11 protein-coding genes and 1 pseudogene are annotated in these 13,919 nt (G+C 60.4%); 1 reads left to right on the plus strand and 11 read right to left on the minus strand.

What is annotated here, in order from left to right:
- Positions 1-57: 57 nt before the first annotated feature.
- The 9 genes and pseudogenes from hutH to hutC form a co-directional block, all read right to left on the minus strand.
- The gene (gene hutH / locus JFV26_RS10910; RefSeq protein ID WP_201192167.1) at positions 58-1,590 is read right to left on the minus strand and encodes a histidine ammonia-lyase; all 1,533 of its coding nucleotides are present in this window, start codon (positions 1,588-1,590) and stop codon (positions 58-60) included.
- 132 nt (positions 1,591-1,722) lie between these two features.
- Positions 1,723-3,155: pseudogene (locus tag JFV26_RS10915) on the minus strand (HAL/PAL/TAL family ammonia-lyase).
- A 231-nt stretch (positions 3,156-3,386) separates the two neighbouring features.
- Positions 3,387-4,217: a quaternary amine ABC transporter ATP-binding protein gene (locus tag JFV26_RS10920; RefSeq protein WP_201192168.1), complete on the minus strand. Its 831-nt coding sequence runs from the start codon at positions 4,215-4,217 to the stop codon at positions 3,387-3,389.
- Positions 4,214-5,065, minus strand: a complete 852-nt coding sequence (locus JFV26_RS10925; RefSeq protein ID WP_201192170.1) for an ABC transporter permease — start codon at positions 5,063-5,065, stop codon at positions 4,214-4,216. The genes JFV26_RS10920 and JFV26_RS10925 overlap by 4 nt, the downstream gene beginning before the upstream one ends.
- Positions 5,066-5,135: 70 nt before the next feature.
- Positions 5,136-6,104, minus strand: a complete 969-nt coding sequence (locus JFV26_RS10930; protein WP_201192172.1) for an ABC transporter substrate-binding protein — start codon at positions 6,102-6,104, stop codon at positions 5,136-5,138.
- 87 nt (positions 6,105-6,191) lie between these two features.
- Complete coding sequence (locus JFV26_RS10935; RefSeq protein ID WP_201192174.1) at positions 6,192-7,661, minus strand: purine-cytosine permease family protein; 1,470 nt, start codon at positions 7,659-7,661, stop codon at positions 6,192-6,194.
- Positions 7,662-7,819: 158 nt separating this feature from the next.
- Positions 7,820-9,502, minus strand: a complete 1,683-nt coding sequence (gene hutU, locus JFV26_RS10940; RefSeq protein ID WP_201192176.1) for a urocanate hydratase — start codon at positions 9,500-9,502, stop codon at positions 7,820-7,822.
- Positions 9,503-9,973: 471 nt separating this feature from the next.
- Positions 9,974-10,543 carry a HutD/Ves family protein gene (locus JFV26_RS10945; RefSeq protein ID WP_201192178.1) on the minus strand — a complete coding sequence of 190 codons (570 nt, stop codon included), beginning with the start codon at positions 10,541-10,543 and terminating at the stop codon, positions 9,974-9,976.
- A complete protein-coding gene (gene hutC, locus JFV26_RS10950; RefSeq protein ID WP_201192620.1) occupies positions 10,540-11,250 on the minus strand; it encodes a histidine utilization repressor in 711 nt (236 codons plus the stop codon). The genes JFV26_RS10945 and hutC overlap by 4 nt, the downstream gene beginning before the upstream one ends.
- A gap of 146 nt (positions 11,251-11,396) precedes the next feature.
- Here hutC and JFV26_RS10955 point away from each other — a divergent pair, with 146 nt between their 5' ends.
- Positions 11,397-12,761 carry a formimidoylglutamate deiminase gene (locus JFV26_RS10955; RefSeq protein WP_201192180.1) on the plus strand — a complete coding sequence of 455 codons (1,365 nt, stop codon included), beginning with the start codon at positions 11,397-11,399 and terminating at the stop codon, positions 12,759-12,761.
- A gap of 117 nt (positions 12,762-12,878) precedes the next feature.
- On the opposite strand, the gene JFV26_RS10960 is transcribed toward JFV26_RS10955, so the two are convergent.
- Together JFV26_RS10960 and JFV26_RS10965 are read right to left on the minus strand one after the other, a co-directional pair.
- Complete coding sequence (locus JFV26_RS10960) at positions 12,879-13,448, minus strand: lipocalin family protein (protein WP_201192182.1); 570 nt, start codon at positions 13,446-13,448, stop codon at positions 12,879-12,881.
- 31 nt (positions 13,449-13,479) lie between these two features.
- On the minus strand, positions 13,480-13,734 hold the full coding sequence (locus JFV26_RS10965; protein WP_054054697.1) for a hypothetical protein: 255 nt from the start codon (positions 13,732-13,734) through the stop codon (positions 13,480-13,482).
- Positions 13,735-13,919: the final 185 nt, after the last annotated feature.

A 13,919-nucleotide genomic window follows, 5' to 3' on the forward strand; every position in this document is an offset into this window, starting at 1 on the left:
GCTCCCACAGGGTTCACGCAATCCAATGTGGGAGCGAGCCTGCTCGCGAAGAGGCCATTACAGGCTAGGCAGCAACTTCGCCGACACCAGTTCATTCAGGCAACGGGTCGCCAACAACTCGCTCGCGGCATTGATGTCCGGTGCGAAGAACCGATCCTTCTCATAGAACGGCACTTCAGCGCGCAGGATGGCACGGGCCTTTTCCAGCTTCGTCGAAGTCTTCAGGCCGTCACGCAGGTCCAGACCCTGGCACGCCGCCAGCCATTCCACCGCCAGCACACCGCGCGTGTTTTCGGCCATTTCCCACAGACGCTTGCCAGCCGCCGGAGCCATCGACACGTGGTCTTCCTGGTTAGCCGATGTCGGCAGGCTGTCCACCGAATGCGGATGGGACAATGCCTTGTTTTCGCTGGCCAGTGCCGCTGCGGTCACTTGGGCGATCATGAAACCGGAGTTCACGCCGCCATTGGCCACCAGGAACGGCGGCAGTTGCGACATGTGCTTGTCCATCATCAGCGAGATGCGGCGTTCGCTCAGGGAACCGATTTCAGCGATGGCCAAGGCCATGTTGTCAGCGGCCATGGCCACTGGTTCGGCGTGGAAGTTACCACCAGAGATCACGTCGCCTTCAGCAGCGAAGACCAACGGGTTGTCGGAAACGGCGTTGGCTTCGACGGCCAACACTTCGGCGGCCTGACGGAACTGGGTCAGGCACGCGCCCATGACTTGCGGCTGGCAGCGCAGGGAGTACGGGTCCTGGACCTTTTCGCAGTTTTCGTGGGAGTCGGACACTTCGCTGCGCTCACCGAGCAAATCGCGGTAAGCGCTAGCGGCGTCGATCTGGCCTTTCTGACCACGAGCGGCGTGGATGCGTACGTCGAACGGCGAGCGCGAGCCCAGGACCGCTTCAACCGTCAGACCACCAATGGCCAGGGCGCCAGCGAACAGGTCTTCGCCTTCGAACAAACCGCGCAATGCATAAGCGGTAGAAACCTGAGTGCCGTTAAGCAGCGCCAGACCTTCTTTGGCAGCCAGGGTCAGCGGGGTCAGGCCGGCGACTTTCAGCGCTTCGGTGGCTTCCATCCACTCGCCTTTGTAGCGAGCCTTGCCTTCACCCAGCAGCACCAGGGACATGTGGGCCAGAGGCGCCAGGTCGCCGGATGCACCGACCGAACCCTTCAATGGAATGTGCGGGTAAACCTCGGCGTTGATCAGCGCGATCAGCGCGTCGATCACGACGCGGCGAATGCCGGAAAAACCACGGCTCAGGCTATTGACCTTGAGCACCATGACCAGTCGCACCAAGGCATCGCTGATCGGCTCACCCACACCGGCAGCGTGGGACAGTACCAGCGAGCGCTGGAGGTTTTCCAGGTCTTCGCTGGCGATGCGGGTCGAGGCCAACAGGCCAAAACCGGTGTTGATGCCGTAGGCGGTGCGGTTCTCGGCGAGGATCTGTTCCACGCAGGCAACGCTGGCGTTGATCTGGGCCGAGGCACTGTTGTCGAGGGTGATTTTGACCGGGTGCTGATAAACATCACGCAGTTGGGCAAGGCTCAGTTGGCCGGGAATCAAATTAAGCGCAGTCACATCATTCTCCTTTTGTGAGTTTCTTCTTTTGTTAAGAAGAGTACTAACCAGACGCTCCGGAGATTTCCGTTGTCCGTCGCTTCCCGACTTTTTGAGAGGGGCTGGCGCCTTGGCACGCTGGTGTTGTGGATTTCAGTTGAGGTTGGGTAAAGCCTTGTGCAGCAAAATCGGGTCTTTCAACACACTGGCAGCCGCGGCGATATCCGGCGCCAGCCAGCGGTCCTGGTCGTAAGCCGGGACACGTTCGCGCAGCAGACGCCAAGCAGCATCGGTACCCGCGCCGAAACGTTGTTCTTTCAAGAATTCAAACGCCTGGGCCGCCAGCAGGTACTCGATGGCGAGGATCTGCGTGCAGTTTTCCAGGGCGCGATGCAGCTTCAGCGCGGCGTTGGTGCCCAGGCTCAAATGGTCTTCCTGCAAGCCCGAGGTGACGTAGTTGTCGAGCACTGCCGGTTGCGCCAGTTGACGGTTTTCCGCACACAGCGAAGCGGCGACATATTGGACGATCATCATCCCGGAGTTCACCCCCGGATTAGCCACCAGGAACGCCGGCAAACCACTGACGTGCGGGTTGATCAAACGGTCCAGGCGACGCTCGGCGATGGAGCCGATTTCGGCCATGGCAATCGCCAGCAAATCTGCCGCCATAGCCACGGACTGACCGTGCGGGTTGGCTTGGGACACCACCCGGAAGTTGTCCGGCGTACCCAGCAGCATCGGATTGTCGGTGACGGAGTTGAGTTCGGTTTCGATCTGCTTTCTGGCGTGCTCAAGCTGATCGCGAGCAGCGCCGTGAACTTGCGGGATCGAACGGATGCTTAGCGCATCCTGAGTACGAATACCTTTACTGCTGGCGATCACTTCACTGCCATTGAGCAACGCCCGCAGGTTGCTGCCGACTTGCTGCATGCCCGGTGCGGCTTGAGCGCGATGATCTCGGCATCGAACGCGGCGATCTGACCGCGCTGGGCTTCGAAGCTCATGGCGCCGATCACGTCGGCCCATTGCACCAGACGCGTCGCGTCGGCCAGCGCCAGGCAGCTGAGGCCAGTCATGCATGGCGTGCCGTTGACCAGGCACAAACCGTCCTTGGCGCCGAGCTGGACCGGCTCCAGACCTTCTTCGGCCAAGGCTTGCTGTGCGGATACGATCTGCCCGCGATAGCTGACATTGCCGACACCCAACAGCGCGATGCTGATGTGGGCCATGTGGGTCAGGTAACCCACCGAACCCTGGGACGGCACTTGCGGCGTGATGCCGCGATTGAGCAGCGCCAACAGGCCTTCGACCACTTGGCGATGAATGCCGGATTTGCCGTGGCTGTAATTGACAATCGCCGCGCAGATGATCGCGCGGGTCTGTTCGTCGGCCAATGGCGCGCCGACGCCACAAGCGTGGCTGAGCAAGGTATTGCGCGACAGTTGGCTGAGTTGTTCGTCTTTGAGCGAGACGTTGCACAAGGCGCCGAGGCCGGTGTTGACGCCATAGGCGCGCTCGCCGCTGGCGACGATCCGCTGGACGATCGCCTGGGCATTGTCGATCCTTGCCCAGGTCCCGGTCGACAGCTCAAGCTGTGCGCCATGACGGGCGACGGCCACCACATCCTGCCAACGCAGGTGGTCGCCTGCGATAACGATTTTATTAGCCTGGGACATCTTTGACCTCGTGCTTACAACCTTAATATTTGATGCAGCTTCACCGGCGCTTTCGCGGGCAGGCTCGCTCCCACAGGGGTACGCATTTCAATGTGGGAGCGAGCCTGCTCGCGAAGAGGGCTGCCCAATCACCGCAAACCTTTAAACCACCGCCACCCGCCGCTGTACGAACCGATCCACATATTCATCCGCCGGCGAGTGCAGGATCTCTTTCGGCGTGCCGACCTGGATCAGGCGGCCATCCTTGAGGATCGCGATGCGGTTGCCGATGCGCACGGCCTCGTCGAGGTCGTGGGTAATGAAGACGATGGTCTTGTGCAGGGTCTTTTGCAGCTCAAGCAACTGGTCCTGCATTTCGGCGCGGATCAGCGGGTCGAGGGCGCTGAACGCTTCGTCCATCAGGATGATGTCAGTGTCTGCGGCCAAGGCGCGGGCCAGGCCCACACGTTGACGCATGCCGCCCGAGAGCTGGTGCGGGTATTTGTTTTCGTAGCCCTTGAGGCCCACGGTGTTGATCCAGTGCAGCGCGCGCTCCGAGCACATTTGCTTGCTCTCGCCACGCACTTTCAAGCCGTAGGCGACGTTGTCCACCACGGTTTTGTGCGGCAGCAGGCCGAAGCTCTGGAACACCATGCTGATCTTGTGACGACGGAATTGGCGCAGGGCTTCCATGTCGTATTGCAGGATGTCCACGCCGTCTACCAGGATCGCGCCGCTGGTCGGGTCGATCAGGCGGTTGAAGTGACGCACCAGGGTCGATTTGCCGGAACCCGACAGGCCCATGATCACGAAGATCTCGCCAGTGCCGATGCTCAACGACAGGTCGTTCACGCCAACCACGCAACCCGTTTCGGCCAGCACCTGGTCTTTGGTCTTGCCCTGGCCAATCATGCCCAGCGCTTCCTTGGAACGGTTGCCGAAAATCTTGAAGACGTTTTTGACTTCGATTTTACTGATGGCTGCGTTGCTCATTTGCTCACCTCATGCCGTGGCCGACCATACGCCTGAGTAATGCGGTCGATGACCACTGCCAGAATCACGATCGCCAGACCGGCCTCCAGGCCTCGACCGACGTTGAGGGTCTGAATCCCCACCAACACGTCTTCGCCCAAGCCACGGGCACCGATCATCGAGGCAATCACTACCATCGACAGGGCCATCATGGTGGTCTGGTTGATCCCGGCCATGATGCTCGGCAGGGCCAGCGGCAGTTGCACGCCAAACAGTTGCTGCCAACGGTTGGCACCGAAGGCGTTGATCGCTTCCATCACTTCACCGTCAACCTGGCGAATACCCAGATCGGTCAGGCGGATCAGCGGTGGCGCGGCGTAGATCACCGTGGCGAAAATCGCCGGGACCTTGCCCAGGCCGAACAGCATCAGTACCGGGATCAGGTACACGAAGCTCGGCATGGTCTGCATGATGTCCAGCAACGGCATCAGCACCGAACGCAGGCGATTGCTGCGCGCCGAGAGAATGCCCAGCGGAATGCCGATCAGCACCGAAATGATCGTCGCCACCATCATCAACGCCAGGGTCTGCATCAGTTTGTCCCAGAGGCCGACCGCCCCCACCAGGAACAGCAGGCCGACGATGACAGCCGTGGTCAGCACTTTACGGGTCGCGTGCCAGGCAATGCCCGCCACGATTGCCAGCATCAGCCACCAGGGCGCCGCACGCAGCATGCCTTCAAGATTGACGATGGCCCACAACAGGGTGTCGGAGATGTGCCGGAACACGTCCCCGTAGTTGGTGACCAGCGAATCAACCCAACTGTTGACCCAGTCGGCGATGGAAAAAGTAAAGCTTTCGGGAAACATAAGAGACTCTCAATCAAGGGGTTGCGATCAAGTGTCCGACGGCCATTGCCGGCAGTCGGAGAGTCTTGACCTACAAGGCCGCATCGATTTTCCTGGCTGCGTCGTCGCTCACCCATGCGTGCCAGACTTCAGGATGTTCCTTCAAGAAGATCTTGGCCAGTTTTGGCGATTCGATCCGCTCTTTAGTCATGCGTCCGAGGTTCTGGTTGAGGATGTCGATTGGCAGGTTGACCTTTTCCAGCACGGCCACCAGTTCCGGGGCTTCGTCGTGGAAGGTCCTGGACAGGCCAACCTTGATGGTCACGCGCTTGTCCACGCCTGGCTTCTCTTCGAGTTTGACCAGATCAACCTGGCCCATCAGTGGGGTTGGCGACCAGTAGTAGAACAGGATCGGTTCGCCACGCTTGTAGCTCGACAGCACCGCCGCATCCAGCGCCGGGCCAGTGCCTGGGCGGAAGTTGGTGTAGGTGCTTTCCAGGCCATAGCTTTTCAGCATTTCGCTGTTGTCGAGTTCACAGGTCCAGCCGGCGGGGCAGTTGTAGAAACGGCCCTTGGAGGGCTCTTCCTGGTCCTTGAACACGGCGGAGTACTTGGCCAGATCAGCAATGTTCTTCAGGTCCGGGGCCTTCGGTTCCAGCTTGCGCCTGGCATCGCCTTCGATCACGTAACGCGGCACGTACCAGCCTTCGACCGCACCCACCACCGGAGCCCCCACACCAACGACTTTGCCGGCCTTCTCAGCCTTGTTCCAGACCGCGCTGCGGCCGACCCACTCTTCGGCAAACACTTGAATGTCGTTGCTGCTCAGGGCGTTTTCCATGGTGATGGAGTTGCCCGGCAGGCTGTCGGTCTTGCAGTCGTAGCCTTTCTCCAGCACGACTTGCAGCACGTCGGTCAGCAACATCGCGCTTTCCCAGTTCAGGCCGGCGAACTTCACCGGTTTGCCCGACTCGCACCAACCGGCTGCCTGAGTGGCGCCGGCACTGGCCAGCAGGCCCATGGAAAGCAATGTGGTCAGCAGGGTCTTGTTCGATTGCATTGTTGTGACGCTCCTAATCATGAGTTGGCTGACGGCAGTCAAGAGGCACCCAGCCCTGCCCCTGCCCCTGCCCACATCCCGTCGGGTCTAAACCGCAGCAGCGCGACCAGCCCCACTCAGCTTTTGTTCGGTGACCGCGCCCTGTTCGACCGGCAGGATCAAACGGTCGGGTACTGGACTGTGCCATTTCTTGGCCGCGAAGTAATACAGCGCGGCCGGCACCACCAGACCAATGATCCACGAGATGTCGGTATCACCGAGGCTCGCCACCAGAGGGCCGGTGTAAAAGTGGGTAGAAATGAACGGCATCTGAATCAACACACCGAACACGTAGATGCTGATGCCCATGATGTTCCAGCGACCATAGCGAGCGTTCGGGTCGGACAATGCCGGGATGTCGTAGCGTTCTTTGGTGATGCAATAGAAGTCCACCAGGTTGATCGCGCTCCACGGCGTGAAAAACGCCAGCAGGAACAGAATGAACGCGGAGAAGTCCTTGAGGAACGAGTCCTTGCCGAGCAACGCCAGGGCCGTCGCCAGCGACACCATGATGAAGATGTACAGCAGGCGCACCGCACTCGGGATGTGTCGACTGCCACGGAAACCGCTGATGATCGTCGCGATCGACATGAAGCTGCCGTAGGCATTGAGCGTGGTCACCGTGACTTTGCCGAACGCCACCGCGAAGTACAGCAGGCCGGCGACAATGCCGGTGCCACCGAGGCTGACGATGAACGAGACTTCGTGGTGAGCGAATTGCGAACCGGCCAGGGCCGCGGCGAATACACCGAAGACCATCGACGCCTGCGCCCCGAGCACTGAACCCAGGCCCACGGCCCAGAAGGTTTTCACGGCCGAGGTGCTGCGCGGCAGGTAACGCGAGTAGTCCGCCACGTAAGGGCCGAACGCGATCTGCCAGGACGCCGACAGCGACACCGCCAACAGGAAACTCGCCAGGGAGAAATGCTTGTTACCGAGCAACGCCATGATGTCGTTGCCGGCCAACAGTTTGTAAAACAGGTAAACGAAGGCGATCACACCGAGCACGCTGGCGATCCGGCCGATGCCGTGAATCACCCGGTAGCCGAAGATGGTGAAGACCATGATCGAGCTGGCGAACAGCACGATGCCGACCCAGTCTTCAACGTGCAGCAATTGCGCCACGGCTTGCCCCGCCAGCAAGGATCCGCTGGCCGAGAAGCCGATGTACATCAGGCACACCAACACCAGCGGAATTACCGCCCCATACACGCCAAACTGCACACGACTGGAGATCATCTGCGGCAAGCCCAGTTGCGGACCTTGTGCAGCATGCAACGCCATGACGCCGCCGCCGAGCAGTTGCCCGATCAGCAAACCGATCAACGACCAGAACACATCGCCGCCGAGCACGACGGCCAGAGCACCGGTCACAATCGCGGTGATTTGCAGGTTGGCCCCCAGCCACAGGGTGAACTGACTTAATAGACGACCGTGTCTTTCCGCTTCCGGGATGTAGTCGATCGAACGCTTCTCGATCAACGGTTTACTGCCTGCACGATCGCTGTTAACAGCCATGATTCAACCTCTGTGGATTGTTGTCGGTGGTGGTCGGATCTCTGTAGGAGCTGTCGAGTGAAACGAGGCTGCGATCTTTTGCTTTTAGAAGATCAAGATCAAAAGATCGCAGCCTGCGGCAGCTCCTACAGGTTTTGTGTTGGGCCAAGGCCCGTTTTTTATTTGCCGGTAATCATCGGCAGGTTCAAACCCTGCTCCTTGGCACAGTCGATCGCGATCTGGTAACCCGCATCGGCGTGACGCATGACGCCGGTCGCCGGGTCGTTGTGCAGCACGCGAGCGATACGCTCGGCCGCTTCGTCCGTACCGTCGCAGACAATCACCATGCCCGAGTGCTGGGAGAAGCCCATGCCGACGCCGCCGCCGTGGTGCAGGGAAACCCAGGTCGCGCCGCTCGCCGTGTTCAGCAGCGCGTTGAGCAGTGGCCAGTCGGACACAGCGTCGGAACCGTCTTGCATCGACTCGGTTTCGCGGTTCGGGCTGGCTACCGAACCGGAGTCCAGGTGGTCGCGACCGATGACGATGGGCGCGGACAATTCACCGCTGCGCACCATTTCGTTGAACGCCAGGCCGAGCTTGGCGCGCAGGCCCAGGCCAACCCAGCAGATACGTGCCGGCAGACCCTGGAAGCTGATGCGCTCGCGGGCCATGTCCAGCCAGTTATGCAGGTGCGCGTCGTCCGGGATCAGTTCTTTGACTTTGGCGTCGGTCTTGTAGATGTCTTGCGGATCGCCCGACAGTGCAGCCCAACGGAACGGCCCGATGCCGCGGCAGAACAGCGGACGGATGTAAGCCGGTACGAAACCCGGGAAGTCGAATGCGTTTTCCACGCCTTCTTCCTGGGCCATCTGACGGATGTTGTTGCCGTAGTCAAAAGTCGGCACGCCCATTTTCTGGAAGTCCAACATCGCTTGAACGTGCACCGCCATCGATTGCTTGGCGGCTTTCACCACGGCAGCCGGCTCGGTCTTGGCGCGAGCGCGGTACTCTTCCCAGGTCCAGCCGGCCGGCAGGTAACCGTTGAGCGGGTCGTGGGCGCTGGTCTGGTCGGTGACCATGTCCGGGCGCACGCCGCGCTTGACCAGTTCCGGCAGGATTTCAGCCGCGTTGCCCAGCAGGGCGATGGAAATCGCCTTGCCTTCCTTGGTGTATTTGGCGATGCGGGCCAGCGCGTCGTCGAGGTCGGTGGCTTGTTCATCGACATAACGGCTGCTGAGGCGGAAGTCGATGCTGACCTGCTGGCATTCGATGTTCAGCGAGCAAGCGCCGGCCAGGGTCGCGGCCAGCGGCTGTGCGCCGCCCATGCCGCCGAGGCCGGCGGTCAGGACCCAGCGACCGGTGAGGTTGTCGTTGTAGTGTTGGCGACCGGCTTCGACGAAGGTTTCGTAGGTGCCTTGAACGATGCCCTGGCTGCCGATGTAGATCCAGCTGCCGGCGGTCATCTGGCCGTACATGGCCAGGCCTTTGGCGTCGAGCTCGTTGAAGTGTTCCCAGCTCGCCCAGTGTGGCACCAGGTTGGAGTTGGCGATCAGTACGCGCGGGGCGTTGCTGTGGGTCTTGAACACGCCGACCGGCTTGCCGGATTGCACCAGCAGGGTCTCGTCGTCGTTCAGGTTGGTCAGGCTTTCGACGATCTTGTCGTAGCACTCCCAGTTACGTGCCGCACGACCGATACCACCGTAAACCACCAGTTCTTTAGGGTTCTCGGCAACCGCCGGGTCGAGGTTGTTCATCAACATGCGCAGCGGCGCTTCAGTCAGCCAGCTCTTGGCGGTCAGCTTGTTACCGCGGGCAGCGCGGATTTCGACGTCACGGTACTTAGTGGGCTTATTGTCAGTCACGAAAAAAGACTCCTCAGCGATCAATTCAAACCAGCCCGGGCAGTGGGCAAGCAAGCCTGTGCGCGTCAAAGCGCCACAAGCGAATCAGTGGACGCTGCGAGGAGTCTCGGTCGACTCATACGCATACGTCTTTACTTGTACATACAAGCATATGCAATCAAGCGGCCAACTTGCCGGATGGGCCTTCAGGAAAAGTTTTGGCGGGGCTGGAAAGCCTGTAGATCAAGGGTTTTGCTGGAGATGAATTTTTTCGGAGGGCTTTTTGCGCGAGGGTGACGGCTGTTACCTGAGCGTGGTTTTGCGCCACACTGGGGCGTTCGGTAACAAAGTGGTGCGCGATGGGGAACGTTGAAAAGCAAAAAGATCGCAGCCTTCGGCAGCTCCTACAGGTTCAGTGCCCATCCGCAAATGTGCGGTGAACGCGATCAATGTAGGAGCTGCCGAAGGCTGCGATCTTTTAAGGATTTCGAATCAGCGTGCGATCAGCTCAATAACGCAGCATTGGCCGCTGACGGAGGCCTCCAGCAGACCGGCATTACCCTCAAGCTGCAGGCAATCATGGCGACCCAGTTGTGCGTCGCTGTTACCGAGCTTCACTTCAAGCGCCTCAGCCACGCTGAACACCAACACCGTGCCCGCCGAACTGAAAAACCGCTGCTCGCCGTCCAGCCACTGCAATCGCGCGCTGTAGCGCTGCGGTGCATAAATCAGGTTGAAGTCCCGAATCGGCCCGCCGAGCAAGCTGCACGAAACCAGGCTCTCACCGCTAAAGGCAAACGGGTCCAGCGGTAACAACGGCCGCGTGTCCTGGCCGTCGACGCGCAAGGTCATGCCCTCGCCTTGCAGCACGGTGATCACTCGTTCATAGCCTGCGAACGTCGAGAAGCCGCCCGATTCGCCGATATCGGCAATCGACAGGCGCCAGCCGAAACCATCGAGACCGGTGCCGGCATCGCGGGTGATTTCTTCAGTGCTGCCGCCGCCGTTTTTCCACGGCATGCGTGGGTAATCTTTTGCGCGTAGAACCTTCAACTCATTCATTTATGGAACCGACCTTCCAGACGATGACGGGAACCAGGGTGGATCAAACGGGCGGCGGTCACTGGCTGACGGCCGGACCAGGTGCGGCGACGGATCAGCAGGCACGGCTCGCCCTTTTCAATCTGCAGCAATTTGCACTCGCTGGCTTCGGCAAGAATCGCCTCGACCACGTGCTCGCCTTCAGTCAGCGGCGCGACCTGGTTCAGGTAGGCGTAAGGCGTTTGCAGGGTGAAGTCCTGCTTGAGGTACTCCGGCGCCACCAGCGCGTTGACGAAACGGTCTTCGATTTGCACCGGAATATCGTTTTCGAAATGCACGATCAGCGAGTGGAAGACCTTCTGGCCTTCGCGCATGTCCAGCGCCAAGGCGCGCTCGGAACCGGCGGCCTCTTCTTCAAGGGTGATGACCTTGCAGGTGTGGCGATGGCCGCGGGAGGCGATTTCGTCGGCGATGTTGTGCACTTCAAACAAGGCCGACTGGCTTTTCGGTTCGGCGACGAAGGTGCCAACACCTTGCATGCGCACCAGCAGACCGTCGGCGGTCATCTCGCGCAAGGCGCGGTTGATGGTCATGCGGCTGAAGCCCAGTTGATTGACCAGCTCGCTTTCCGACGGAACGCGGTAATGCGGCGGCCAGTTTCCACTGTCGATTTGCTGGGTGATCATCTGTTTGACGCGGGCGTACAAGGGCGCCGGACTGTCGCCCATGTTCGCGGCCAACGGTGACACTGCAGGCGGAGTCGGCACGGTTAATCCTTGTTCGTTGAAGAGAGGTTGCTAGCTTGCCGGAGTTTACCGAGCAGGCAAACGTCTGTATATGTATATACAAATAACACACGATGGGGTGCTGAACCATGTCCGCCTTCTTTGCCGAACGCGCGCTGCTGCCTAGTGGATGGGCCAACAATGTACGTCTTGAGGTCAGCGCCGACGGCGTTTTGACCCATATCCAGGCCGATTCCCACGCAGATGACGCCGAACGGCTAAGCGGTCCGCTGCTGCCGGGTATGCCGAATCTGCACTCTCACGCGTTTCAGCGGGCCATGGCCGGGCTGGCGGAAGTGGCGGGCAATCCGAACGACAGTTTCTGGACCTGGCGCGACTTGATGTATCGCCTCGTCGGAAAAATCAGCCCGGACCAGCTCGGCGTGATCGCCCGCCAGCTATACATCGAAATGCTCAAGGCCGGCTACACCTCGGTCGCGGAGTTTCATTACGTACATCACGACACCGATGGCCAGCCTTACGCCGACCCTGCCGAACTGGCGCTGCGCATCAGCCAGGCCGCCAGTTCCGCCGGTATCGGCCTGACCTTGCTGCCGGTGCTCTACAGCCACTCCGGCTTCGGCGGCCAGACCCCGAACGAAGGCCAGCGCCGCTTTATCAACAGCACCGAAAACTACCTCAAGCTTCAGTCGCGCTTGCAGCCGATCCTCGCACAGCAACCGGCGCAGTCGCTGGGCCTGTGTTTCCACTCGTTGCGCGCGGTCACCCCGCAGCAGATCAGCGAAGTACTGGCCGCCAGCGACAAACAGTGCCCGGTGCACATTCACATCGCCGAACAGCAGAAGGAAGTCGATGACTGCCTGAGCTGGAGCGGTCGTCGTCCGCTGCAATGGCTGTACGAAAATACCGAGGTCGACCAGCGCTGGTGCCTGGTCCACGCGACCCACGCCAACCCGGAAGAAGTCACGGTGATGGCCAGGAGTCGCGCCATTGCCGGGCTGTGCCTGACCACCGAAGCCAACCTTGGCGACGGGATTTTCCCAGCGGTGGATTTCCTCGCTCAGGGCGGACGCATGGGCATTGGTTCCGATAGCCATGTGTCATTGAGCGTGGTGGAAGAATTGCGCTGGCTGGAATATGGCCAGCGCCTGCGGGATCAGCGGCGTAATCGTTTGTATGGCGCGGATCAGCCGATGGTTGGCCGCACGCTGTACGACGCCGCGCTGGATGGCGGCGCTCAGGCGCTCGGGCAGCCGATCGGTGCGCTGGAAGTCGGCAAGCGTGCGGATTGGCTGGTGCTGGACGGCAACGATCCGTACCTGGCGACGGCCAGCGGCGACGGGATTCTGAATCGCTGGTTGTTTGCCGGCGGCGATCGCCAGGTGCGCGATGTGCTGGTCAATGGCCAGTGGGTTGTGCGTGACGGGCGTCATGCAGGCGAAGAGGAAAGCAACCGCGCCTTCACCCAAGTCCTTCGCGACTTGCTCGGTTAAAAGCAAAAGATCGCAGCCTTCGGCAGCTCCTGCATTGATCCGGTTGACCGCAATAATGCGGATCAACCCGGACCCTGTAGGAGCTGCCGCAGGCTGCGATCTTTTTCAGCCGCGCCGCTAATTCGAGGTCTTGGCCATCTGCGTATCCGACGCACGCCAGATCAGCCGCGTGGTGTCGTAGCCCTGCTGCCGCGCCTTGCTCAGCAGCTCTTCACGCACCACGCCGTTGACCGTCGGGGTCCGAGACAGCAGCCACAGGTGCTTGCGGCTCGGGTCGCCAACAATGGCGGTCTTGTAGTCGTCGCTGACGTACAGCACCCAGTATTGCCCCTTCGCCGCCCCCGGAATCAGCCGCGAAAACCAGTTATCGAACTCGACCCACAGTTTGTCGGTCTTGCCCGGCGCCTGTGGATAAGCCGTGCCCTTGGCTTCTTCCCATTGCCAGTCCGGCGTCAGGCAGCGATTGAGCACCGCCACGTTACCGTCAGGCTTGAGGGTGTAATGGGCCTCGGATTGCGCACAGTTGCGCTGGAAATACATCGGCAGCCGGGCCAACTCGTACCAGGTGCCCTGGTAACGCTTGAGGTTGACGCTGTTGACGGTCTTGGGTGCCAACGGATCTACGCCAGAAGAGGCGCAGCCGGCCAATACCAGGCCAGCGAAAAGAACTATCAATAACCGCTTCATTGTTTTTCTCCCGTGGGCGCGTAGCCCCGGTTTATTTCAGGCCTTGGCCGGAAAACATCAGCACTTTGTCACCGGCGTATTGCACGCTGATAAAGCTGTTTTTGTCGCCCCAGGTGCAACTGGACATACCCAGTGCGCCCGAGCAATCGGCGGGTTTACCGAGCAAGGTTTCAACCTCGGCCTTGGCCATGCCGGCCGACAGCTTGGAGTAGTTCTCCTGATTGACCTTGCTGCACGCGACCAACAACACGCAGAACGAGAGCAAGGCGATAGATCGCAGCGACATGGTGTAGCTCCTGGAGCGAAGGGGAATGGCATGGCTGCCAAGCTGAAGCTTAGAAGAGAAAACCCCCATCTGGTTCCCCGACCACCCGGCTATTTATCAGTCCGCCCGTCTGCCTTTTGCCAATAAATCAGCGACTTTTTCGTGCTGTAGGGCATTTCGTCGGTTTTCATAAAAAACCGCCTAAT

Source organism: Pseudomonas sp. TH31 (genome assembly GCF_016650815.1).
In the GTDB taxonomy this organism is placed as follows: Bacteria; Pseudomonadota; Gammaproteobacteria; order Pseudomonadales; family Pseudomonadaceae; genus Aquipseudomonas.